The organism is Segatella copri (genome assembly GCF_019249765.2).
Lineage (GTDB): Bacteria > Bacteroidota > Bacteroidia > Bacteroidales > Bacteroidaceae > Prevotella > Prevotella copri_K.
In genome coordinates, this window is the sequence record NZ_CP152484.1 from 771,541 (window position 1) to 797,044 (window position 25,504).

The window sequence follows — 25,504 nt, forward strand, 5'->3', positions numbered from 1 at the left end:
ATTAATAATTAAGATGAACGTTAACGCAAAGAGAGATAATTCCCGCATCAAGGAGATTGAGATCATGGACTGCACGCTGCGCGACGGCGAGCAGACCAATGGTGTCAGTTTCCTTCCTCACGAGAAGTTGATGATAGCAAGAATGCTGTTGCACGACATCAATGTAGATCGCATTGAGGTGGCTTCAGCGCGTGTGTCAGAAGGTGAAAAGGATGCTGTCGCTCGAATTTGCCGTTATGCTAAGACTATAGGTAAACTGGATTCCGTTGAGGTATTGGGATTCGTGGATAACAACAAGAGCGTGGATTGGATTGCTGAATGCGGCGGTCATGTCATCAACCTCTTGGCTAAGGGTAGCTACAAGCACTGCACCCAGCAACTCAAGATGTCGCCTGAGGAGCATCTCGCTCATATCAAGCAGACCATCGACTATGCTTTGAGCAAGGGATTCACCGTGAATCTCTACTTGGAGGACTGGTCGAGCGGTATGCGTGACAGTCGTGACTATCTCTTCATGATGATGGATGAGTTGGTAAAACTGCCTATCAAGCGCTTCCTTCTTCCTGATACGTTGGGTATTCTGAACCCATTGCAGTGTGTGGAGTATATGCGCCAGATGGTGCGCCGTTATCCGAATTCTCACTTCGACTTCCATGCCCATAACGACTACGATCTGGCTGTGAGCAACTCGCTGGCTGCCGTATTGAGCGGCGCCAAGGGTCTCCACGTTACCGTGAATGGTCTGGGTGAGCGTTGTGGCAATGCACCTTTGGCAAGTGTTCAGGTGATTCTGAAAGACATGTTCGAGGCAAAGACCAATATTAAGGAAGACCGTCTGAACGATATTTCCCGATTGGTTGAAGGATACAGCGGCATCGCCGTGGCTCCGAATACACCGGTAGTAGGAGATAATGTCTTCACCCAGGTGGCTGGTGTGCATGCCGATGGTGATAACAAGGATAAGCTTTATTGCAACGACCTGGTACCTGAGCGTTTCGGCAGACATCGTGAGTATGCGTTGGGTAAGAACTCTGGTAAGGCGAATATCGTGCAGAACCTCAATGAACTGGGATTGGAACTGACGCCTGAGCAGACCAAGGCGGTGACCAAGCGAATCACAGAACTCGGCGACCGCAAGGAACTGGTAACCCAGGACGACCTGCCATACATCGTGAGTGATGTGTTGAAGCATGGAGCTCTAGAGGATAAGGTGAAACTGGTAAGTTACATGGTATCAACCTCATATGGTTTGAAGCCTATAGCCAGTGTAAAGGTAGAAATAGAGGGTAAGGAGTATGAAGACCGTAGCTCCGGTGATGGTCAGTATGATGCTTTCGTAAAAGCCCTCCGCAATATCTACAAGGTAAAGCTCGGCAAGACCTTCCCTAAGCTCGATAACTATCAGGTAACCATCCCACCTGGTGGCCGTACCGATGCCCTCGTTCAGACCGTCATCACCTGGCGTGAAGGTGACCGTATCTGGCGCACCCGAGGCTTGGATGCCGACCAGACAGAAGCTGCTATCAAGGCAACGCTGAAGATGATTAATATGTACGAGGCAGATAAGAGCGACGAACAGGCTGTTTCGCCTCGAAATCTGGATATGGAATAATATCTCCGAAGATTACAGAAATATCTCCGAAGGTTACGAAATTATCTCCGAAGGATATGAAAATATCTCCGAAGGTTACAAAAAATAAACAATTAAAAAATCAAATAAGATGAAATTAAACATTGCAGTTCTCGCCGGTGATGGTATCGGACCAGAGATTATGAAGCAGGGCGTAGCAGTTATGCAGGCCATTGCAGAGAAGTTCAACCACGAGTTTACTTATAACGAGGCTATCTGCGGCGCTCACGCTATCGACGAGGTAGGTGATCCATTCCCAGAGGAAACCTTCAAGACTTGTATGGATGCTGATGCTGTGCTCTTCGCAGCCGTTGGTGACCCACGTTTCGACAACAACCCTACAGCCAAGGTTCGTCCTGAGCAGGGTTTGCTCGCTATGCGTAAGAAGTTGGGCCTCTTCGCCAATGTTCGCCCAGTAGCCACATTCGATTGCCTGCTCCACAAGTCACCATTGAAGGATGAACTCCTGAAGGGTGCTGACTTCGTAGTTATCCGCGAGTTAACTGGCGGTATGTACTTCGGTGAAAAGTATCAGGATAACGATAAGGCATACGATACTGATATCTATACCCGTCCTGAGATTGAGCGCATCCTGAAGGTAGCTTTCGAGTTTGCCATGAAGCGCAACAAGCACTTGACAGTAGTAGATAAGGCAAACGTATTGGCATCTTCTCGTCTCTGGCGCCAGATTGCCAAGGAGATGGAGCCACAGTATCCTGAGGTAAATACCGATTATATGTTCATCGACAACGCTTCTATGCGCGTATTGACTGAGCCTACATTCTTCGATGTTATCGTTACAGAGAATACCTTCGGTGATATCCTGACCGATGAGACTTCTTGCATCACCGGTTCTATGGGCTTGCAGCCATCTAGCTCTCTCGGTGAGCACACACCATTGTTTGAGCCTGTTCATGGTTCATGGCCACAGGCAGCTGGCAAGAACCTGGCTAACCCAGTAGCTCAGATTCTTTCTGCAGCCATGTTGTTGGAGCACTTCGGTTTGAACGAGGAGGGTGCCTTGATTCGCAAGGCTGTTGATGCTTCTCTCGATGCCAATGTCCGCACTCCTGAAATTCAGGTTGAGGGTGGTGCTCAGTATGGCACAACAGAGGTTGGCGCATGGATCGTTAACTGGATTAAGAATGCTTAATCTGTAAATGGATTTTTTCGGCGCTGGGTGAATTTTCTATCCAGATGCTTTATAGATAAAAGCCTTAAGAGGAGTGTTTCTTTCTCTTAAGGCTTTTCTTGTTGATTGTCCTGTCTTTCTGAAATTTAGTTCTTTTTGTAAACTCAAATAAGTTTTATAGTTTTTTATTTGGCAGTTTGCGAAAGTCTTCTTAACTTTGCACCATGAAAAGTTTTTATACATTATTATTGGCATCGTTTGTTTCTTTATCTGTATCTGCGCAGAACGTAGATGCAGACAAGGTACGTGCTGCTCAGAATAAAGCTTTGCGCGATTCACTCTCCAAGGCTACAGAAGTGCTTGCATATCATCCCGACAGCATCGATCTGCGACTGAAAAAGGCAGCCTGGAACATCCAGTTGGAGCAGTGGCAATATGCCAAGGATGATCTTGATAAGGTACTCTTTCTGAACAATACCAATATAGCCGGTTTGTTCTATCGTGCCTTTGTCAATGAGAAATTGCTCCGTTATAACTTTGCACGTCTCGATTATCAGAATCTTCTGGTACTTGTTCCTGGCAATTTCCAGGCGCAACTCGGTCTGGCTTTGCTCAATGAGAAAGATAAGCATTATACCGAGGCATACGACGGCATCAATAGCTTGATAGAGCAATACCCTGACAGTGCGATGGCTTATGCTGCAAGAGGTGGCATGGAGAAGGAGAGAGGTATGCTTGAACTGGCTGAGTTTGATTACGCCAAGGCGATGGAACTGGATGCTGGTAACGAGGATTTTGCTTTTAATCATGTAGACATTCTGATTCTGCTAGGAAGAAAAGACGAAGCCTATCGTGATTTGAAGAAACTGCTCGATGCCGGTTGTCAGCCTGGTCGTTTGCAAGGTTTCTATGCACGTTTGAAAAAGAAGAAAAAGTAGTATTTAAGAGTTATAAAAAAGGAGTTTTTAAAGATAAATAAGACAAGAATGCATAAAATTATTCCCTATATTCTGGCTGCCTGTTGCCTCTGTATGATAGCATCCTGCGATACCGTCTTCGATGTCCATCCGTATGATGTACAAATCGATGGGGCAAGAAACTTGAATGCTTCCAATATTAAGAGGATTGAGGCTGCAGTCAAGTCGAAAGATACCATCCGTTTCGCTATGATCAGCGATTCACACCAGTGGTTGGATGATTTGAAGAGTGAGGTTAATGATATCAATCGCCGCAGTGATTCCCTCGATTTCGTGATTCATTGTGGAGACCTTACCGACTTTGGTGCTACCCGTGAGTTCCAGTGGACCCGTGACCGTCTTCAGAAACTGAAGATTCCATACGTGGCTCTGCTGGGTAATCATGACTGTTTGGGAACAGGTAACCAGGCTTATGAGAAAATCTTTGGTAATCCGGATTTCAGTTTCATTGCCGGCAAGGTAAAGTTTGTCTGCCTCAATACCAATGCTATTGAGTTTGACTATTCCCGCCCTGTACCTAATTTCGATTTCATGGAAGAGCAGGTTAAGGCAGATGCTGATGACTTTTCGCGTACCGTTGTCTGCATGCATGCAGGACCTTATTCAGAGCAGTTTAATAATAATGTAGCTAAGGTCTTCAATTTTTATACCCATCAGTTCCCAGGTTTGATGTGCTGCCTTTGCGGTCATGGTCATCATACCAAGCAAGAAGATATTTATGGCGATGGAATTATCTATTATCAGGTGGCCAATGCCGCTAAGCATCAGTACTATATATTCACCATTACTCCAAAAGGTTATCGTTATGAAATTATTGAGTTTTAAGCATATATTCATTCTGGGAGCTTTGCTTGCTGCAGGTTCTGTACAGGTTCATGCTGCCGATGAGGTTACCGGGAAAAGTGAGGAGTTGGAACAGAAGGATAGTATCGTTCATGATACTCTGGTGTTGGCTGATGGCAAACTGACCCGATATGACCGCCGCGTGATGCGTTACCGCAAGCACTGGGATTTGCTGATACCTACTCAGGGCATCATTCAGACCTGTGGTAATATGGGTCTCATTTCGCTGGGTATAGGATGGGAATATGGTAAGCACCACCAATGGGAAACGCAGCTCTTGTTTGGCTACGTCCCGAAGTATAGTTCTGACGATGAGAAGTTTACCATGACGCTCAAGGAGAATTTCATTCCATGGCGTCGTAATATCGGTAAAGGCTGGTGGTTTGAACCGCTGGAATGCAGCCTGTATTTCAATACGGTGTTCGGACATGATTTCTGGACGAAGCAGCCTACCAAGTATGAAAGCGGCTACTATCCGTTCTCTACCCGCATCCGTCCTAATATCGCCTTGGGTGAACGGTTTAAGTATGATATTCCGCACAATAAACGTAAGCGTATCAAGAGCATCACGTTCTTCTATGAGTTGGGTACAACGGATATCTACTTTATGCGTTTCTACCGTAATGGCAATGCCGGTTTCTGGGACGTCTTCGGTCTCTCTATCGGTGCCAAGGTGCAGTACCTTTAAACCAAGAACTGGTTGATGAGTTTGCTTACTCTGATGATATCTTCATCGTTGAGCGATGAGTTGCAAGGCAGACTCAGTTCTTCGTCAGCTATTCTCTTGGCTACCGGAAATTCCAGATGATTCATTTCCGGATAGCATGGCTGCAGATAGGGTGGGCGGAAGTAATGAATCTTTGTGCCGACCCCATTCTCAGCCAGGAAAGCTTTCAGTTGGTCTCGCTTCGGGGTAAGGAAAGGGAAGACGTGGAAAACATTTTCATGAGCAGGAGCGAGGAGTTTCGCAGCGATGCATCTGTCCTTGATGCTGTCATCCAGATGCTCCAGGTATAGCTGTACCTGTCTGTGTCTCGCTTTCTGTTCGTTCTCAGGATATTGCAGTTTAACATTCAGTACTGCAGCCTGCATCTCATCCATGCGCGAGTTTACGCCCTGATATCTGAAGATGCCGTCTTCAATCTTTCCATATTCATGTAGTGCCATGATAGCTTCAGCCAATTCCCTGTTGCTGGTAGTTACAGCTCCGGCATCTCCCAAAGCTCCCAGATTCTTGCTAGGATAAAAACTATGGGCGGCAGCATCCGAAAGATTTCCGGTATATCTTCTTTTCGATGGTTTTTCAGAAGAATCAGCTAGAGTAGTGGAGCATCCGAATCCCTGCGCATTGTCTTCGAAAAGCAAGAGATGATGCTTCTTGCAGATTTCAGCAATCTTCGGAGTCCATGCCAGTTTGCCATAGAGATGAACAATCATGATGGCTTTGGTCTTCGGTGTGATTCGGGCTTCTATCAGTTGGTCATCTATCTGTAATGTATCGATATTGGCATCCACCAATACAGGTGTTAGTCCTACGCTGCTGATGGCAAGTACGGTAGCGAAATAAGTGTTGGCAGGCACGATCACCTCATCACCTTTCTGTAACTTTCCGATAGCCAGTTCGCCCATCAGCATCAGTTTGAGCGCATCCGTCCCGTTAGCGCAGCTGATGCAGTATTCTGTACCGATAAACTGTGCATACGATTTCTCAAACCTTTTTACGGCTTCACCTTGCAGATACCATCCGCTGTTGACCACCTTGTTGATAGCATCCTTTATCTCCTTCTCGTAAGGCTCATTGATAGCCTTCAGGTCGAGATAAGGAATCTTCTTAACTTCTGTTTCCATTGTTTCTTATGTGATGATTTATACAAGTGATAAGACTTGTTTCTATAAATAAAAACGGATGTTTTGCGGTATTTATTATATGGGGAGCTATAAAAAAAGACAAGAGCAGCTATCTTCTCAGACAACTGCTCTACATTCAATAGGTATTAGTTTTCTTTAAGGTAAAAAGATTGTATTCAGGATAACGTTTGCAAAGGTACTAAAAAAAAATGAAACAAAAAAATAAAATGGCAACAAATTTACCATCAACTTAAAAAAAAGTTTAAAAAACCCTTTGCGGAGTCTTTTCTGTTTGTACGAGAAAACAGATTTTTATATAAATAATGCCAAATAAAAAGCTGTGAAATGGAAAAACTGTCACGAAACCGTCTTTTTCCCTTTCATTGCGTTCCATGTCTAAAATATTTCGATTTGTATGGTTGAAATTACCCATTACGCCCTTCAGCCCGTTTCAACCATACAGTTCGCATCAATTTCTTCTGCAACTTGCTAGTATCGGGTATATTTTTTAGCCTTTATCGTTTAAAAGATTCTAAAAACCAATAATTATTATTTAAGAGTTCCCACTATGGGAACTCTCATTTATTTTATTTTTGCTATCTTTGCACCGTGTGACACAATTTAGAACCTTATTACCTACTTTAGAGGCGCCGCGACAAAAACAGTAATGTGTGGATCTCTACTTCCGAAAGCCAACGGAGGCGGAGACAGGAGAGTTTATGCCCATAGCAAGTGAGCTATACAGCGCATTCTCTGCTCAGTGTTCACGGTGACACGATGACAGGGTGACACTAGTTTTTCAACTTTTCGCCTCGCACGCGGGCAGGCAGGAAAAATCAGGCCGAAAGTTCCTGCCTGCCCGCGCGAGAGTAAATCTTCAGAAATCACTGTCACCAGTGTCACCCTGTCACCCTGAAGCCGGTGCTTACGAAGTAAAAGTCAGTTACTTGCGATGCAAAAGTCAGTTACTTCCGATACGAAAGTCAGTTACTTACGATGCAAAAGTTAGTTACTTGCGATACGAAAGTTAGTTACTTGCGATACGAAAGTTAGTTACTTACGCCCCGTAATCCACTGGCTTACGACGCGAATTACAAGTGTTAACTCCTTTAAGATCAAACAAGCTATGGAGATAGAAGTTACATCAGGAGCAAACAGAGTCAGATCTGTTACCTTCATTTTTATGTTAATTCTTTAAAAAATCAATAAATAATCATCTATTTATTTGCATATATAAAAGAATTACCATATCTTTGCAATCGGATAAAGGCTTCTTTATTCAGGATTGGGGTGTCCCCGGTCGGGAAAGGGTTACTTCACAGTGACTCTTTTTTTTTGTATTATTTTCCTTGTTCTTTTGGGAAAATCTTCATACCATATACCTTTCCGTTTAATTGGAAGATATTCTTTTTCAGTACATCAAAAGCAAGATTCACTCCATTAGGATTCAAAACATGTCGAGTTACCGGATAAGCTATCAAGTCAGCAATCTGAAGTCCAATTATATTTTCAGATTTCCATCTCATGTCGAACTTTTTAAAAACTTTTTTCATTCGATGACTATCCACCCAATATGTTCCTCTGTCTAACAGCTGATTATAATAATTAAGAAGGGATGCATCTTCCTTTTTGCCACGTTTTTCGATAATGGTACAAAGTTCTATGTCAGTCAAACCAAGAGAGTCTAAATAAAACACGACTCTTTCCATGATATACGATAAAGACAACCCATATACATCATTCAGTTTACCATACTGCCTGATATATGGTTCTTTTAATATCGAGCAGCAAACTACGACATATCCATTATCTCCAAGTATATCATTAACACCCTGGAAGAATCGTTTTTTGACATCAAGGTCAAACAAAACCTCGAATCCATTTTGACACTTTCTTATATCCCGACTATGAAAAATAATATTTATATTGTTCCAGATTTCCTTTTTAAGGACATTGATTCGTTCTGTCAACACTTTGTCCTGTTCCTCGGAGACAACAATACCACAAAGTGTAAATATAGGGAATTGTGGGTCAAAACTTGCTAAGTTTTGATCTCCGCATTCATCAAGATACAATATATATTTATTCGCCATAATTTTTGCCTATTTAAAAATGCAAAAATACAACTTTCTTTTCTATTTACAAAGTTTGTTGAGATAAAATAATTTAAAAGATCGCTATGAACAAGTATTCACCCCTTTATTGCATCAGTAGCTCATCATTAGAATATTTTGCCAAACAGGATGTTCATCATAGTTTTGAACAGAATCTTGGCATCGAACCACCAGGATCTGTGTTCCAGGTAGTAGAGGTCAAGACTCAGTCTTCTCAACATCTTCGGCATTGTATCCGTATATCCGTTATACAGGGTGGCATAAGAAGTAGCACCCGGTCGGATCTGATACAGATAACTATAGCGAGGATCATGCTTGATGATTTGGTCGATGTAGTATTTCCGTTCCGGGCGTGGACCGACTAATGACATATCGCCTTTTACGATGTTCCACAATTGTGGAAGTTCGTCCAAATGGTGTGCCCTAATGAATTTTCCCACACGTGTGAGTCGCGTGTCGCCCTCAATCTCCAGTAGAATTGGACCATCTTTTTCTGCATCAGCCTTCATAGATCTGAACTTATAGATGTTGAAAGGTTTCCCGTGCAAACCTATGCGTTCTTGCTTGTAGATGATTGGTAATCCGTCTTCCCATTTGATAGCTAGGGAGATAATGACAAATAGGGGAGAGAATAGAACGAGACAAGGTACAGAAACAAGAATATCTGTGGAACGTTTTACGAAACGCTCCATTCTGTTGTTTCTATTCTTGGTTTCTGTTTTGTTTTGTTTGGTCATTTCTCTACTTTTTTCTTTAGTTTGATTTTTTGATTGATACCGATGTGTAGCATCGTATAGAGGGCTATATCGATAAGTAATATTCCTGTTAATCCTACACTCATATTACCTAGTATTACGTTGGTTCCAATGAATGCTAGGGCTAGTAGGATAATAATGAATAATGTATAGTGCTGGTTATATCCCATAGCCAGGAACTTGTGATGTATGTGGCTTTTGTCTGCATCAAAGATTGGTTTCCTGTTTCTGATGCGATGTAACACTACTCGTACGACATCAAAAGTAGGTATGATGAGCAGACTGTATGCTATCAGTACGCGTTTTGGAGACATTGGCATAATATTGGGATTTACGGCAATTGCTTTGACAAATAGGAATGCCAAGAAGAATCCCAACGTTAAGCTGCCCGAATCGCCCATGAATATCTTGGTTCCTTTTTCTACTTTCCCATACATGTTAAAATACAGGTATACAACCAGAACGCCTAACAATCCTGCAATCATTACTTCATAAGCAATCAAGTCGTATGGTATGAAGCAATAAAAGAACCCCAGCAGAGCTATGATGGAGAGACTTGTTGCCAATCCATCTATGCCATCTATCAGATTGAGTGCATTGTCAATGAACACAAATACAAGGATGGTTAGAGGAATACCAACAACCGAAGGTATCTCGTAAATACCAAACAAACCATAGAGGTCATTAATCTGGAGCCCACATATAGGCATGATGCTGGCAGCGAGAATTTGAGCGACAAATTTCACTTTAGCATTAAGTCCGATTAAATCGTCAATGATTCCTACAGAGTAGATAATCGACAGACTCAAGATAAAACCTACGCTCCACATACTGAGAGAGATTTTGTCTTGAATATTATTTGTAGCTATGATAAGCAATACTGCCACAGCTGAAATCATCATGCTTGGTATGAATGCAATGCCACCCAATCGTGGTATGGGTGCGCTATGCACTTTTCTTAGGGTTGGAATATCATACAACTTTTTTTTCTTGCAGAATTTCAGCACTGATGGAATGAAAAACACACCACATGTCATGCTCAGTATGAATGCTCCTATGATTGGTAATATTTCTGTTAACATATTTATATCTTCATTTTATTATACCTTAATTCCGCAACACTATAATTTAATATTTTTTATAAGCACCTGAGCAACAAAAAGTTGCTCAGGATTTTGCCATGTCAGAAATTTCACTTATCTTAGTGTTGCAAATAAAAAACAAATAAAACTCTGAATGACATGGCAAAAGTACAAATAAAATCTGAGAAACTCACTCCTTTTGGAGGAATTTTTTCTATTATGGAGCAATTTGATGCTCTTTTAGCTCAAACCATAGATTCCACCTTGGGATTGAGATGCACTATGTTTGGTTATCAATATAGCGAAATTCTACGCTCTCTGATGTGCGTATATCTTTGTGGCGGCTCATGTATTGAGGATGTTACAACTCACTTGATGAAACATTTGTCTCTTCATCCAACTCTTCGCACTTGCAGCGCAGACACCATATTGCGTGCTATCGAAGAACTGACTTGTAAGAACATCACCTATAAATCTGCTTCTGGCAACTCCTATGATTTCAATACTGCAGACAAGATGAACTGCTTATTGATCAAAGCCCTGCTTGCTACTGGTCAATTGAAATCCGGTCAAGAGTATGATTTTGACTTTGACCATCAGTTCATTGAAACAGAGAAGCATGATGCAAAACCAACCTACAAGAAGTTCCTGGGCTATAGTCCAGGTGTGGCAGTCATTAACGACATGATTGTCGGTATTGAAAATAGAGACGGCAACACAAACGTGCGCTTCAACCAAAGAGAGACTTTGGAAAGAATCTTCAAGCGACTGGAGGCATCAGAAGTATATATATCCCGTGCCCGCATGGATTGCGGCTCATGCTCGGAGGAAATCGTAGATATGGTAGAGGCCCATTGCAGGCATTTTTATATTCGTGCCAACAGATGCTCTTCCTTCTACGATTCCATGTTTGCCTTGACTGGATGGAAAACTGTTGAAATCAACGGTATTGAATTTGAGCTGAATTCCATCCTTGTTGAGAAATGGAAAGGAAAACCGTATCGTCTTGTCATACAGAGACAAAGGCGAATAGAGGGAGACCTTGACATTTGGGAAGGCGAATATACCTACAGATGTATACTGACTAACGATTACAAGTCGAGTGCAAGAGACATTGTGGAATTCTACAATCTTCGTGGTGGCAAGGAACGCATCTTCGATGACATGAACAATGGCTTTGGCTGGAATCGGTTGCCAAAATCGTTCATGGCACAGAATACTGTATTCCTGCTTATGACAGCTTTCATCAGAAACTTCTACAAAGCTATTATGCAGAGATTGAAAACCCATGAATTTGGATTGCGTGCCACCAGCAGAATCAAGACCTTTGTGTTCAAGTTCATCTCTGTTCCTGCAAAATGGATTAAGACGTCACGTAGGCATGTATTGAACATTTATTCAGACAACTATGCTTATGCCAACCTGTTCAAGACAGACTTTGGTTAAAGGCCATGCTTTTCTGGTTAAACCGGCGTATTACCTCAAGTCGCTTTATGGGGTAAGGGAATTTTGTGTTTACGACGTTTCTGTTATGCCCAAGGAATATGTACAATAAAAGAATTTTTGTCGTTTTACAAGTAAATTCCCACGAAACCCTATAGGTTGCGGATTTGAGGTTATATAAACTGAGTAACTACTCAGCACCCCTATGGGCATGAGTAATCGTCTTACTGTTGTACTACAGCAAGAATTGCATTGAATTTAGAATTTCCGTTCTTCATAGCAGTTTCAGCAATGGAGTGCAACTTGGCAAAATCATCGGCACCGCTGTCTGTTCGGAAGCAACCGCTGACTTTCTGCTTTATCTTGATTTTCCTAACTCCCCGCTCACTGGCATTGTTCTCGTAAGGCACACTTGGATTGGAGAGAAAGGTAAATAGGTAGTCTTTGACTTTAAGGATACCCCTCTTGAATTTCTCAAACTCGTTATCTAAATGCGTGAGGCTTTCACCCAAGAGGTTCTTCATCTTTGTCTTCAGTACCTTTATCTTTCTAGAGGTAATGTTGTCCTCTCTTCTGAGATTTATAGAGTGTTCTATCAGATGGATGAATCTCCGTGACCAGTTCTGGTTTGGATCCAGTTCGTTCAGATACTCTGCATTCCTAAGAAGATGAGCCAGGCAGACCTGATGGTCCTTAACATTCATCTTGAAGTAGCTCTGATGTCTGTCAGTCACAAGTGTCGAATAGGGAAGTCCCTTTGGAAACCTGGAATCTATGGCCTTCTGACCTCGCGATTCTGACTGGAACACGTATGTAAGCAGGTCGTTCTGGAATATCCAGTTCCAATGCAGATGCTTTCCTACCGTAGCACCAGTTTCATCGGCTCCTACGACAGACGCTGTTTCCAGCCTCTTGCGTATTTCCTCATATGCACAGTCTGCCTTGCCGCTATTCTCTTTGAGTATGTTCTGCACTGTACCCTCACTTATATTCTGGCCGGACAGGTCGGATATAAGTTCTGCAATCCTTTTGAACGGAATACACTGCACTACATTAAGGTATGTCACCAGTGCACGGAGGTTGTCACCATACTTGATACGACAGTTGGGAGCTTCGCAGTTGTTTACGCAACCGCATTCACAGACCTTCTCGTAATACTGTTCCTCGCAGGTCTCTACGACCACCTTGATATCAACAATTTGTGTCTTACGGATCTTCTGGCATGGTATATCAATCAAGAGCCGACCACAGCATTTACAATAGACTGGTTCGTGCTTTACAATTACGTCTGGTTCTGCTATAGTCTGCAGTGTGTGACCCTTGTGGCCAGGCTGTCCACCGCTCGGCTTTCCGCTTGGCTTGCGAAGAGACTTTGTCCTGCGCAGCTCACGGGAAGCGATACTTTCTTGGGATGGAGGGATACTGCTGTTACTGCTGTTTTTCTCGGGCTTTCCTGGTGTACTTGATGTATCGTCATCAGCTCCCTCGAGTTCCTTGATGCGCTCTTTAGCAACGGCAAGTTCTGCCTTTGTGGAAGCAAGTTCTGTCTTTAGATTATGTATCTCCACGTCCTTCTGGTTAATGACACGGTTGAGGCGTCCGATCTCCTCAGTCTTCTCGGAGTCGGACTTCTCAAGTTTGCGCAGACGCTGGTTTATCTGGCGCAAAACAACATCTATGTCAGTACAGTCGCTTGCCATTTTTTTGGTGCAAAGATAAGCATTTTTCTCCACATGGCAAAATCACGATTTACATCCATTAACGCAGACTTTTGACTTACGGGGAATGCAAAAACGCATCTCCTGGCAGATAATCTGTTGAAAGGCGATAATAGACAAAGGAGACATGTTGGAGGCATCATCGGAAAAGAACTCGTTAAATGAACTGTTTTAAACAGCCTACGTCCTCATCGACTCAATCATTAAAAAGTTTGTAATGATGAAGAAAATAAGCAAAATCAAGTTTATGCTTTATTAACGAGAAGTTTTCTATAGGGGTGCTGAGTAGTTACTAAACTGAAAAGGTACGTGAATATTGTATAAAACATAAAAATTGTTTGGCTGTTTCATATAAAAGGCGTATATTTGCAGAAAAATGAGACAATATGACGCAATTGAATAGAAAATTGCCTTTAGGCATACAGGATTTTGAAGAGATGCGTAGAGATCATTATATCTATGCTGATAAGACTGATATGGTTTGGAAACTGGCTAATAGTACTAAATACAATTACCTGAGCCGTCCACGCCGTTTCGGTAAGTCTCTTTTGTGCTCTACCCTTAAGTGTTATTTTGAGGGTAGAAAGGAACTCTTTGAAGGTCTCAAAATGATGGAACTTGAAACAGAGTGGGTAAAACGTCCTGTTATCTATTTTAGTATGAGTTTGGGTGGTTCTTCTGCACAGACACTTACAGAATATTTGAACAATGTATTGTCTTCATACGAGAAGATATATGGCAGAAATCCGGATGAGCAGTCTTTAGGTAATCGTTTAAATGGTATTATCCAAAGAGCATACGAACAGGCGGGAGTACAGATAGCCATTATAGTAGATGAGTATGATGTTCCTTTGCAGCATACTTATGAAACCAATCATCATGATGCATGCCGTGAAATATACCGCAATTTCTTTACTGGATTGAAGGACTATGGTTACTGTATCAAGTGCGTCTTTATTACTGGCATTACTAAGTTTACTCAGATAAGTTTGTTTAGTATGCTTAATACATTAACTAATGTCAGCTTTAGGAATGAGTACGCAACAATATGCGGTTTGACTAAAGATGAAATTCAGTTCTATTTTTCAGAACAGCTATCTGAATTGGCAGATAACTATGCAATCACGAAGAGTACCCTTATGGATACAATGAGTTCTATCTATGATGGCTATCATTTCTCTCGTGGTCTCATTGGTGTTTACAATCCTTTTAGTGTATGTAATGCCTTGGCTAATCTGCGCCTAAATTCTTATTGGATAGCCTCTGGTTCCAACGAAATGTTGCTCAAGGTCTTGCGTAAATTCATCAACGAGATTCCTGAGCTGGACAATTGTTTGATTGATTCTGACTATTTGGAAATGAGTGATGTCAATATGAATGATCCAAAACTCTTCCTTTATCAGTCTGGTTATCTTACAATCAAAAAGGTAGTAGGTAGCAGTTATATGTTAGGTTATCCTAACCGAGAAGTACGAAATGCGATGTTTGGTATGATTCTTCCGATAATGTTGCATAAGGAGTCTTCGCAAGTAAGCAATGCTATTCAAGAATTAAAGATATCGATGCTAGCTGCTGATATTGATAGGAGTATGCTTTGTCTTAAGCAGTTGGTAGCTGGCACTCCTTACAGTACCCAAAAGAAGGAAAACTTTGTTTTTGAGGAGCATTTCCGTTTTATTCTGAAGAACATTTTCTATCTCTGTGGCTTTAAGGTCTCAGAGGAACAGCAGATGTCTGCAGGTAGAATAGATTTGGTGGTCGAGACCTCAGAAAATATCTACATTTTAGAACTTAAGATGTCAGATAATGGTGGGGTAGTTTCTGCCTCATATCAAATCTCTTCTCGTCATTATGCTGATGCCTATGCTGCATCTTCTAAGCCTGTTATCTCTTTAGCCCTCGAGTTTGACAGGCAAAGTAGAGGGCTGATAGATTGGAAGAAACTGTGAAGAATATAGTGAAGCAAGCATGTTCTTTTCTATAAACCTTTTGGGGGATTGTCTTGAGATATGTAGTTAAAAAAATAATTTTAAAGCAATAATATGTTGAAAAGTTAGTTATATATAATATAAATAAATTAAATTTTAATTAATGCATAAAATAATGATTTCAATAATAACTGCAACATATAATAGCGCTGAAACAATAAATGATACGATAAAATCTGTATTGTGTCAAACAAATAAAGATTTTGAATATATCATTGTTGATGGTGGGTCAACAGATGAAACTATTGATATTGTGAAAAGTTGTGAATCAGAATTCTCTGGTAGACTGAAATGGGTATCTGAAAAAGATAAAGGTATTTATGATGCCATGAATAAAGGCATAAAAATGGCTTCTGGAGATATAATTGGAATTTTGAATTCCGATGATTTCTATACAGATGAAGATGTTTTGCAGACTGTTGCTGATAACTTTCTTAATCATTCCGTAGATGCTATTTATGGTGATATTCATTTTGTTCATGAAGGTAATCTAGGCAAATGTGTGAGATATTATTCCTCCAAAATGTTTTCTCCTTTTTGGCTTCGTTTTGGTTTCATGCCCGCTCATCCATCTTTTTATTGCAAGAAAGATGTATACGACAAGGCTGGTCTTTATCGTTTAGATTACAAGATTGGTTCAGATTATGAGATGATGGTTCGTCTCTTCAAAAAGCATAAGATAGTGGCTAAATACATAGCTAAGGATTTTGTTACCATGCGTACAGGTGGTGCAAGTAACAGTAATGTAAGAAGTCGCCTTACGCTTATCAAGGAGGATGTAAAGGCTTGTCGTGACAATGGCCTTTACACCAATTCCTTGCTTATCTGTTTGAAATATTTGTATAAGATCTTCGAGTTTAGAGTTTAGGTGGTATCATTTGAGCGCTATGATCATTTATTTATTAAAATAAAAGCTTTATACAATAAAACAAAGCCCTTATTTATAAAAACAAAAGCCTTATTCGATTGAATAAGGCTTTTGTTTTATCTTTTATCCGTGGGTTACATACTTTTACGGTTTGGTATAGACTATTTTAAACGAACTCAAATATCTTATAAAGATACTTTACGGAAATCATCAGCTGGTTGGTATACATGCCATAGGCACGGCATGCCTTCACGTCTTCCTTGGTGATAAGCAGACGGTTGCGCACATTCTTGGTACTCATTCCGCCGGTACGCATCGTCACGAAATCCTTCTTTATATACTCTGCCTGTATCTTATGCTTGTAGAACAGACGCACCATTATGTCATAGTCGGCGGCAATCTTATAGTCGAGAGAGTAGTCGCCGTGCTCCTGATAAATTTTCCGCTTTACATAGAACGACGGATGGGCTGGCATGAAACCGAATCTCAGCCAGAACGGGCGGAACATCTTCGAAGAGTAGTAGCGCACTATCTTGTCGGGGTTGTTGTCGCTTATAAAATGAATGTCGCCATATACGGCATCGATGGTTTCATTGGAGCTGAAGGTATGCGCCACGTTCTGCAACACATCATCGGAAGTGAAATAGTCGTCGGAATTGAGTATTCCCACCACATCTCCCGTGCAGCGGCTGATTCCCTTGTTCATGGCGTCGTAGATGCCGCGGTCTTTCTCCGAGATATAGTGCATCCTGCCACCGAACACGGCTTCGTATTCCTTTATTATGTCAATGGTTCCGTCGGTGGAACCTCCATCTATGACCCAATAGTCTATGTCGGTATACGTCTGCGAGAGTACAGACTTGAAGGTCGACTTCAGAGTGGCAGCACTATTATATGTGGCTGTTATCAAGGATATCTTCATAAGTTATTGTTTTTCGGTGAGTGATTAGTGGTTCTCCATCCATTTCAGCGTTTTGCGTATGCCCGCCAGTCTGTCGAAAGGTGGGTTGGGAGCCACTTCATAGGTATTGCCAAGCGGGATGACATTGTCGGTAGTCATATTCTTCAGGCGGAAGGATGTCATAGGGAACTTTATCCCCACTGCCTTCAGGGCATCGCCGAAGTATGCCGCCATCCTGATGAGTGCCCACGGCATGACGGGTATTCTGAACCCCAGTTCGTTGCCGATCTGGTTTGCCCACTCCGTTATGTTTATCGCCGGACGGTCGCCGATAAAGAACACTTTGTTGTTCCTGTCGTTGGTGTCAGCCATGAGGATGTGCTCTATCTGATAGATAGAGTTGCCGATGTATCCGTATGTCTTGGTGCAGCCCTTATGTCCGATATGGAAATAGGCACGCTTCTTGACCATGTTGAAGAAGTTTCTGTATGGCTCATGAAACCACGGGCCCCATATAGATGTAGGGCGCAGCAACGCCCAGTCGCATTGCAGGTCGGCGTTCCACGTCAGCTTCTCCGTCTCCACCTTGCTCTTTCCATACAGCGTAGTAGCTGAATAGTCGAACTGGTCTTTGGGAATATAGCCCACATGGCAGACGAGCATGGATGATGTGACAAGTATCTTCTTCAGGTTTTTCAGTTCCTTTACTGCCTTCAGCAGGTTGTCCACGCCTATGGTGTTTGCCGAATAGTCGTCGAGAGTCTCGCCCATAAGGTCGGTGCGTGCAGCCAGATGCAGTATATAGTCAGGGTTGAAATCCTGTATTGTCTTGCTGAGGGAATGGTAGTCCAGCAGGTCCACATTCCTCCAGTATTTCATGTGTTCCTCTATCTGTGGTTTTTGATGGTCTATGTTTATCACTTCAAAATGCTTGGAGAAGTGCTCCACGGCATTCGTTCCGATAAATCCAGAACCGCCGGTTATAATCAGTTTCATTGTCCGCTCCATTTAATTAATATTTTCCTTTTTCTTGTTTATCCCTTCCACCTTATTATATATATAGGGCGGCAGGATTTTATAATAGATGCAAAAGTAACGTAATTACGGCATACGACAAAAGATATCATGTTCTTTTTATCGAATTACCTTTCTCATCATGTACATCATCTCCCGATTTCTCTACCGGATAAGTTTTATCATTTCCTCAAGCCGTCTTCTTCCTGCCTGGAAGGAGAAATGCGAGTTGAAGCTCTCCACCACTCTCGCATGGGAGCCATGTATGGCGGTTATCTTCTGCAACGCTACCGCAAACTCGCCTGGAGTGGAATAGGAGAAGAGGTAACCGTCGGCTTGTATTGCCTCATAGCCACGGGTGGACATTCTGTGTGCCAGTATAGGCAGTCCCACACGAAGGGCATCCATACAGCGCAGCTTCAAGCCGCCTCCCGTATGCAACGGGCAGATATAGTAGTTGCCCTTTATGACTTCTGCCGTAAGGTCTTCTGGATTTGGTATCACCTTTATATTATTGTATCTGGCTGAAGAGTCAAGGATTCGGTGCGAAGGGTTTCTTCCCGTTATCACAAGTGCGGCATCCGGACAGGTCGCATTAAGCACCGGCATGTATTCTTCAAGGAAATGCAGAGTGGCAGTCTCCGTCTGCGCGGCACTCATAGAACCGGAGATGACGAACTTCAGCCCTTCTTCCACGCTTATCTTATTCTCCGTAGCTTCATCATACTCAAAGACTCCGATGGTATGGAAAGAGGACTCCTTTTCGGGATAGCGGGCGATGAACGTTGCCTTGTCGTCGTCTGTCAACGTAAGATTCAGCGTGCTGTTCAGTATGGCATTGCGCTCTGCCTTCAGGGCAAAGTGGTTGTTCGGTATACGGAACAGCCAGCTCGGCTGGTTGTCCTTGATATACTGCGCCTCCACATTATGGTGCATGGTTATTATCTTCGCTCCATTCCGCATGGCAGCCTCCAGTACTCCCGATGATGCGGTGAAGGAATGGTCGATGAATATTATATCGAAGGCATGCGATTTAAGATAGTCCTTTACGAAGGGTCCGAAGCGATGAAGTCTTCCTCTGTACATATCCAGGCATTTCTGCCATTTAGGACGCTTGTCGTATACGGGCAGGAGCTTCATTCCGTCATACTCCTTAAGGAAGTAGAGGTTGCTCTTCCTGTCATTATGTTCCGGATATATCAATGTCGTGTCAGGACAGATACTTGCAACCGCCCTCACAAACGCCTTTGAACAGTTGGGACCTCCCAGCATCTCGTCAAGATAATGACGGGTGATAAACAGAGTCTTCATCATACGCAGTAATTTAAAGTAAAACAAAGTGTCTGTTTCCTACTTGCCATCTGCAGGTAGGATTCGCGCAGTTCCTCAGCAATGGTCTTCCACGACAGGTAGCCGTCGCTTGTATAATCCTTTGCTATCTCTTTACGATAGTCGGCGAGCTGCTCCTCGTCGGAAAGCAAACTGCATATTCCCTGGTAAAGGGCATCCGTGTCTTTTTCTTTCACCAGCATTCCATACTTGCCGTTGCCGAGCATCTCTGGTAGTCCACCTACCCTCGTGGCTATTACCGGTGTGCCGAATGTGAATGAAGACATTATCACTCCACTCTGCGTGGCATCAGTATAAGGGCAGACCATAAACTGTGTCTTATTCATCAAAGCCACGAGTTCTTCATCGGGAATGAAGCGATTCCTTATGTCTATATATGGCAGGGCGGCATATTCGGATATGTCAAAATGATATTTACCGCCGCCGGCAACAACGAGCTTGATGTCAGGGAACGTATCATGCACCTTCTTCATAGCCTCAAGCAGATACTCCACCCCTTTATACTTTGATATCTTTCCTGCAAAAAGGATATATTTCTGTTCCGGCACGGTCGTCATGTCCTGCTCTACCATATTGAGATAGGTATAGCAACTAAGTCTGCTGTCGATTACCGCTGACGAGGGAAGGTGGTAGAAGGAAAGGAATTTCTCTCTCTGCGCCTTGTTCAATATAATGAAATGTGGCACGCATCTGAATGCCACCTTACGGCGCAGACGCACAATACGGGTATCGAGTCCGGTATGCGGAAATGGGTCGTGGACTGTCAATATAATCTTGCGCTTCAGCATATATATGATGAACTCATATACGTTTGCCGGCCATGTGAGATGGATGACGTCAAACTTGTTCCTTATCAGAAACAACAAAAGCAGAAAATTGGTCCAGAAGGCTTTCAGCTGCCAGAACTTGCCGCATGTGTTTACGACATAGAACTTGTCTACGTCTATGATACGCGAATATTTCTCGAACTCCGGATAAGCCTCTGTTGCCTTAAACACACCCGAATGCGGATATATCTTGCCAATATTGTATGCCGGACCTTTCATGAAGCGTGGCGTAACTTCCATTATGTATGTTATGTCCGACAGCTTCTGCGCTGCATTAAGATAAGATAAATCAGCATCAGAGAGTTGTATCTTTCCAAGATATGCTATTTTCATATTGTTTGTTTTTATAGTGAATAGGCCATAGCCCTTAATATTGTTTTAAACCCCATGCCGAGTTTAATTAGATTAGGCAAATATGCTACTACACGCCAAGGCTTATGCTTGCATCCTTCGGATATATCTTGACATGTCTTTCGGTTGAACTGGTATGGTAGCATATTTAGAAGACATTTGCGCAACAAATTGTCTGTAGTGTCAGCATTGGCATTTTCTTGTTGTATAAAGTTGGCATACCAATTGAATGCTTGTTTATTGGCATTAAGCTTTGATATTACGTTCTGTTTAGAGTTGCTGATAGTTCGGCTATGTTTTCTATAACCAAATACAATCTGCTCTGTACTTACTACACCATTGTCAAAGGCAGCTGCAAAAGCCGTAATATGATCAGAGTGCCAAGCCATAGGAAAATACTGATAACCGCCGATAGCACGTAGTTTAGATGTTCTTATAAGCACATCTCCTATGTACAAAGTTTCACCTTTCCATATACGTTGTATAAATCCATATACCGATTCTTTTGGGGGATGCTTTGGACAAATGTCTGTCACCTCAGAGTGTTCGTTTATTATTTCTGTCCAACCGTGAAATACATCAACTTTAGGATATTGTTCAATCAATCGAACATACTCGGCAAAACATTCTGGAAGGAGAATGTCGTCGTCCCCCATATTGATAACATATTCACCTGTGACTATTTCTAAACATTCATTCCAATTATCTACAAGTCGTTCGCTGCCGATGCCTTTTTCTCTCTTTGAATAGTGTATTCTATTGTCATTATATTTATTAATGATTGTGTCAAGATTATAAGGAGAGCCGTCGTTAACTACTATCAGTTGCCAGTTGTCATAGCTTTGTTTTATAATGCTGTTTATACATTCGTCAAGATAGGTGTCTTTGTATGCTGGAATTATAATAGAAATCAAAGGTTTCATATTCAATTTATTGTTTTGTTATTAAGTTTTTCATTTGCGTGTAAGAGTTTTCCCAACTGAAATTCTGTATGTAGTTGTTGCCGTCATAGGCTATACGCTTACGCAAACAATTATCTTCTATAAGTTTACTTATGTTGTTGGCAAGAGCCTCAATATCGTAGATAGGTGAAAGCAATGCTGTTTTGCCGTCCTCTGCCATACATTTGAAACCTCCATTGTCTGTACATGCCACTGCACATCCGCATATCATTGCTTCGCCAATAGTTAGTCCAAAACCTTCGAAGTCGGACGCTGCTACATATATAGCTCCATTATTGTATATGTCGTTGAGCTCTTTATGTGTTGGATTACGATGATATGTATACCATGGTTGCATATTTACTGGAGGATTGAATACGCCAAACATGCTAACGTGTAGTTGTGGATGTTTTTGTTTAACAATGTCAAGTGCAGCCCATGCGTCAACACAACGCTTATGCTCGAGTTCGTGATTAAGCATAACAATCTCATACCGATTACGCTTCTCTATAGGGTTGTTCAGAGTAAACTCTTTGAAGTTGAAACCGTTAGTAATGAGAGTGGCTGTAGCGCCTACCTTTTCTACTTTTTCTTTGAGCCATGGTGCAATGACAATATTGTGCATTCCCATACGATATGAGTTGTGTAGCTTTTCCTTGTCGCCAGCCCATAGCTCGTAACCTTGAATAAGGTAGTATTTATTGTCAAGTGTAATGTTTTTTATATTGTCAAGTTTTTCGGCAGTTTCTAATGCTGTGGCAAATACACAGTCGTCTGCTTTTAAGCGTAACCATGGTGTTGATAAGTTGAATACGAACTGCTTTTTTATGTTCTTGTCTATCTTGAACCATTCTCCAGCTCTGTGTTGTCTAAAAATGCGTCTAAAGCAGAACCCTACAAAAGAGCGAATGCAATGAAAGACACTCTTATATCGACAACTATTATGTGGGTAAACAAGATGTACTTCGAACCCATCAGCTGCAAATCTATTGGCATACTCGTAAACAACCTTGAAACCACCTACGGCTGTACATTTCTTTGTTTTAGGGTCTATATCAAGACATGGAAGTAGGAATATTATTCTGCCGATATGGCTATTCGTTCCAAGTTCAGAGTGATTATCTATTGTTTTTTGCATAGCTTTCTTTTTATTGTTTTGGTCAATATTACTCGTTGTGTTTTCTTGATGCCTAAATAGTAGACAGTAACAGCACTTACCATAAGCGATATGCTTAGTGATAATAAAGTGGCTATTATATTTTTAGGCAAAAACTTGTCGATAGCTACAGTTATGGTGGTTGATATTATGACAACTTTTATAATGGGAACAATCACAGAAAGAATATAGTTACGATATGTAAAGTAGATATAATTCTTGAAGATGTGTATTGTTACCATAAAGTAAGCGAGTCGTATGTAGACCAAAATTTGGAAGGCCAACAATGGAGAACTATCATACTTAAATGTAATCCATGTGATGGGAAATGCAATTAGATAAACAATGCTACCTATCAACACAAATTTGTTTAGTTTGCCTATAGCTTGCATGCCTTGCCATATAGGGTCGCACAAACTGCTATTTATTAGATTGAATATTAGTATCCACACAACAAACTCACCTGTCCAATCAGGTATGTTTTTTAGCCAAAAACTAAGAATGTTGTCTATTCTTACCATTACTGGAAGACATATAATCCATAACAGGTAAAATGTGTATTTGCCACTATTGAATACAAGTTCGATGAAACGGTGATTGTCGCCTATGGCATACGATTTTACTATCTGTGGACGAACAGCAGTAAAAAAACCCATAGCAAAGTTGCTTATAGAGTTTTTTACTTGCACAGATACGGCACGTGCTGCATTCACGGCAGGTCCGAAGAACATGTTTAGAAGCATGTTTATACCTTGGTCGTTTAGTATGAATACCGATGTGCTGACAAAGTTCCAACCTATGAATTTGGACATGTCGGCAAAACTATTGCGATTAAAATAGCATATTAGTTTTGTTTCGTGATAATGTCTGATGGTATATGCCACGGGAATTAGTCGTGCAGATATGTGCATAATAGCCATAAGTACTGAGTATATCTTAAGCTTGTCGAACGTAAAAATGCTTATAAGAAATACTATTAATAGCTTAACTATAGCATCGTAAATGCCCATATATGCGTATATCTTCATGTTCTCACGAGATATAAGTACCGATTCGTATACCGATGAAATAAGTGACACGAATAGTATTATGACCGTAGTATGTAGACACCAATAGGCAGCGTTTAAGCGCTCTGGGCTTATCACCATCTTATTTGCAATGAACCATAGACCTACAATCTCTACAAAAAGCACAGACAAAATGCCATATACAAGATATATCAACATATTCATGTTGAACACTTGATTGGCTTTTGTCTCGTCGTTTTGACCTATAGCGAAGTTTAGATATCGTTGCGTAGCGTTTGATAGCATTGACGATAGAAACACGAACGATGCCGATATTCCGCCTATTACATTATATATACCATAGTCGTCAAACCCTAATACAGCCAGTACAACTCTTGACGTATATAGAGTTATGAGCATTGTAACAAATGTTCTCACATACAGATACAGAGTGTTCTTTGCTATGGTTTTGTTTTCTGGTGATTCCTTTTCCATACTTTTGTGGATTAACCGAAGTACCTAGAGAAGAGCATATTATACACATACATATACAAGCCAGTGGATATGATGCACAGACGTGCTACAATCTTAGGCTTAATCAAATATATGATATAGGTGAAGAACAGAGCGTCTATGATGCCGTAAAGATCGCTCACACGTGATGCCAACACGGGTATAGTAGCCATTGACAGAAGCCAAAAAAGACTACATGCTTCAACTATTAGTACTAAAGAGAAGTAGCGGTTACGCTGTTTTAGATAATCGTAGAAGTAGATGTACAGATAGAACAATACGCATTTTATCATAAAATACATATTTTTGTATGGTGCTAACAGCTCTTCCCAACCCGTTCCTGTTTCTGCTGATTTTTTATAAAGATCTATCTTTCCTGCAGTTACAGATTCTGGTAATATAAACATCAGGTCTCTATGCGTGAGGTAGAACATAAAGCCTATAGGGATGAGGCAAGATAGTACAATACGCCATGCTTTGTTTATATTAAGATTGCCCACAAAGAATATAGGTAAAAAAACAGCACTCGAATAGTGGCACATTATAGCTGCAATGAATGCAAGTGTGGTATGTAAATATCGCTTATCTGCATATAAATATAATGCCAACATTAAGAAGGCACCAGCCACCGCAGCTCTAATCTGTACAAGGTCGTGCAGCTCATAGTAGACAGGTATATATATTACTAATGCCGAAAACAGATATGGGGTCATCTTGTTTATTATTATCATCTTCAAAGATATACTTATTAAAGCATATATAAAAAAGACAACAGCTATACCGCCACCAAAAAACAGCACAATACGGCTAAGGTATATAAACGAGGGCTCTGTTGCTATTTCTATCAGTGCATCGTCATTGTTGTAGAACATTGACTCGTATGCCTCGCTATCTGCCACTACTGTAATGTCTTTAAATGTGGCGGCGGCTATCATTATAGGTATTGCTGCAAGAATGATATATAGGCGTTTCCTATAGTCTATATGGTCTTCTACTAATGACAATAATGCAACCAATACAAATAAGACAAACAAAAATATATACAT

Annotated in this window: 20 protein-coding genes; 8 read left to right on the top strand and 12 right to left on the bottom strand. The window is 41.5% G+C overall.

The window, feature by feature from the left end:
- Positions 1-13 precede the first annotated feature (13 nt).
- The 5 genes from KUA46_RS03180 (at position 14) to KUA46_RS03200 (ending at position 5,270) form a co-directional block, all read left to right on the top strand.
- Positions 14-1,612, top strand: a complete 1,599-nt coding sequence (locus KUA46_RS03180; protein ID WP_218487067.1) for an alpha-isopropylmalate synthase regulatory domain-containing protein — start codon at positions 14-16, stop codon at positions 1,610-1,612.
- A gap of 109 nt (positions 1,613-1,721) precedes the next feature.
- Entirely contained in the window at positions 1,722-2,783 is a 1,062-nt protein-coding gene (gene leuB / locus KUA46_RS03185) for a 3-isopropylmalate dehydrogenase (RefSeq protein ID WP_006846817.1), read from the top strand.
- 203 nt (positions 2,784-2,986) lie between these two features.
- Positions 2,987-3,700 (top strand): tetratricopeptide repeat protein, encoded by a 714-nt coding sequence (locus KUA46_RS03190; protein WP_218487066.1) that lies wholly within the window; start codon positions 2,987-2,989, stop codon positions 3,698-3,700.
- A 48-nt stretch (positions 3,701-3,748) separates the two neighbouring features.
- A complete protein-coding gene (locus KUA46_RS03195; protein ID WP_256625035.1) occupies positions 3,749-4,564 on the top strand; it encodes a metallophosphoesterase family protein in 816 nt (271 codons plus the stop codon).
- Positions 4,545-5,270, top strand: a complete 726-nt coding sequence (locus KUA46_RS03200; RefSeq protein WP_218487065.1) for a hypothetical protein — start codon at positions 4,545-4,547, stop codon at positions 5,268-5,270. The genes KUA46_RS03195 and KUA46_RS03200 overlap by 20 nt, the downstream gene beginning before the upstream one ends.
- Here KUA46_RS03200 and KUA46_RS03205 read toward each other — a convergent pair.
- The 4 genes from KUA46_RS03205 to KUA46_RS03220 all read right to left on the bottom strand — a co-directional run bounded on the left by KUA46_RS03205 (position 5,267) and on the right by KUA46_RS03220 (position 10,381).
- Positions 5,267-6,430 carry a DegT/DnrJ/EryC1/StrS family aminotransferase gene (locus KUA46_RS03205; protein ID WP_218487064.1) on the bottom strand — a complete coding sequence of 388 codons (1,164 nt, stop codon included), beginning with the start codon at positions 6,428-6,430 and terminating at the stop codon, positions 5,267-5,269. The two genes, KUA46_RS03200 and KUA46_RS03205, sit on opposite strands and share 4 nt — an antisense overlap.
- A gap of 1,340 nt (positions 6,431-7,770) precedes the next feature.
- The gene (locus KUA46_RS03210; RefSeq protein ID WP_218487063.1) at positions 7,771-8,523 is read right to left on the bottom strand and encodes a DUF3800 domain-containing protein; all 753 of its coding nucleotides are present in this window, start codon (positions 8,521-8,523) and stop codon (positions 7,771-7,773) included.
- 128 nt (positions 8,524-8,651) lie between these two features.
- Positions 8,652-9,281 (bottom strand): sugar transferase, encoded by a 630-nt coding sequence (locus KUA46_RS03215; RefSeq protein WP_218487062.1) that lies wholly within the window; start codon positions 9,279-9,281, stop codon positions 8,652-8,654.
- Entirely contained in the window at positions 9,278-10,381 is a 1,104-nt protein-coding gene (locus tag KUA46_RS03220) for an MraY family glycosyltransferase (RefSeq protein ID WP_218487061.1), read from the bottom strand. The genes KUA46_RS03215 and KUA46_RS03220 overlap by 4 nt, the downstream gene beginning before the upstream one ends.
- 159 nt (positions 10,382-10,540) lie before the next feature.
- Between KUA46_RS03220 and KUA46_RS03225 the strand changes: the two genes are divergently transcribed.
- Positions 10,541-11,827, top strand: coding sequence for an IS1380 family transposase (locus KUA46_RS03225; RefSeq protein ID WP_434725798.1), 1,287 nt, complete (start codon positions 10,541-10,543; stop codon positions 11,825-11,827).
- A gap of 221 nt (positions 11,828-12,048) precedes the next feature.
- On the opposite strand, the gene tnpC is transcribed toward KUA46_RS03225, so the two are convergent.
- On the bottom strand, positions 12,049-13,524 hold the full coding sequence (gene tnpC, locus KUA46_RS03230) for an IS66 family transposase (protein WP_434725783.1): 1,476 nt from the start codon (positions 13,522-13,524) through the stop codon (positions 12,049-12,051).
- Between the two features lie 404 nt (positions 13,525-13,928).
- Here tnpC and KUA46_RS03235 point away from each other — a divergent pair, with 404 nt between their 5' ends.
- Entirely contained in the window at positions 13,929-15,491 is a 1,563-nt protein-coding gene (locus KUA46_RS03235) for an ATP-binding protein (protein ID WP_256625094.1), read from the top strand.
- 151 nt (positions 15,492-15,642) lie between these two features.
- Positions 15,643-16,398, top strand: a complete 756-nt coding sequence (locus tag KUA46_RS03240; RefSeq protein ID WP_118200621.1) for a glycosyltransferase family 2 protein — start codon at positions 15,643-15,645, stop codon at positions 16,396-16,398.
- 166 nt (positions 16,399-16,564) lie between these two features.
- Here KUA46_RS03240 and KUA46_RS03245 read toward each other — a convergent pair whose 3' ends face one another.
- The 7 genes from KUA46_RS03245 to KUA46_RS03275 form a co-directional block, all read right to left on the bottom strand.
- The gene (locus KUA46_RS03245; protein WP_218487744.1) at positions 16,565-17,320 is read right to left on the bottom strand and encodes a glycosyltransferase family 2 protein; all 756 of its coding nucleotides are present in this window, start codon (positions 17,318-17,320) and stop codon (positions 16,565-16,567) included.
- Between the two features lie 24 nt (positions 17,321-17,344).
- Positions 17,345-18,295, bottom strand: coding sequence for an NAD-dependent epimerase/dehydratase family protein (locus KUA46_RS03250; protein ID WP_117726932.1), 951 nt, complete (start codon positions 18,293-18,295; stop codon positions 17,345-17,347).
- Between the two features lie 183 nt (positions 18,296-18,478).
- Positions 18,479-19,627 carry a glycosyltransferase gene (locus KUA46_RS03255; RefSeq protein WP_117726931.1) on the bottom strand — a complete coding sequence of 383 codons (1,149 nt, stop codon included), beginning with the start codon at positions 19,625-19,627 and terminating at the stop codon, positions 18,479-18,481.
- Positions 19,624-20,823, bottom strand: coding sequence for a glycosyltransferase family 4 protein (locus KUA46_RS03260; RefSeq protein WP_218487743.1), 1,200 nt, complete (start codon positions 20,821-20,823; stop codon positions 19,624-19,626). The genes KUA46_RS03255 and KUA46_RS03260 overlap by 4 nt, the downstream gene beginning before the upstream one ends.
- 11 nt (positions 20,824-20,834) lie before the next feature.
- On the bottom strand, positions 20,835-21,764 hold the full coding sequence (locus tag KUA46_RS03265) for a glycosyltransferase family 2 protein (protein WP_218487742.1): 930 nt from the start codon (positions 21,762-21,764) through the stop codon (positions 20,835-20,837).
- Positions 21,765-21,771: 7 nt separating this feature from the next.
- A complete protein-coding gene (locus KUA46_RS03270) occupies positions 21,772-22,920 on the bottom strand; it encodes a glycosyltransferase family 4 protein (protein ID WP_218487741.1) in 1,149 nt (382 codons plus the stop codon).
- 1,531 nt (positions 22,921-24,451) lie between these two features.
- Positions 24,452-25,504 carry an EpsG family protein gene (locus KUA46_RS03275; protein WP_218487740.1) on the bottom strand — a complete coding sequence of 351 codons (1,053 nt, stop codon included), beginning with the start codon at positions 25,502-25,504 and terminating at the stop codon, positions 24,452-24,454.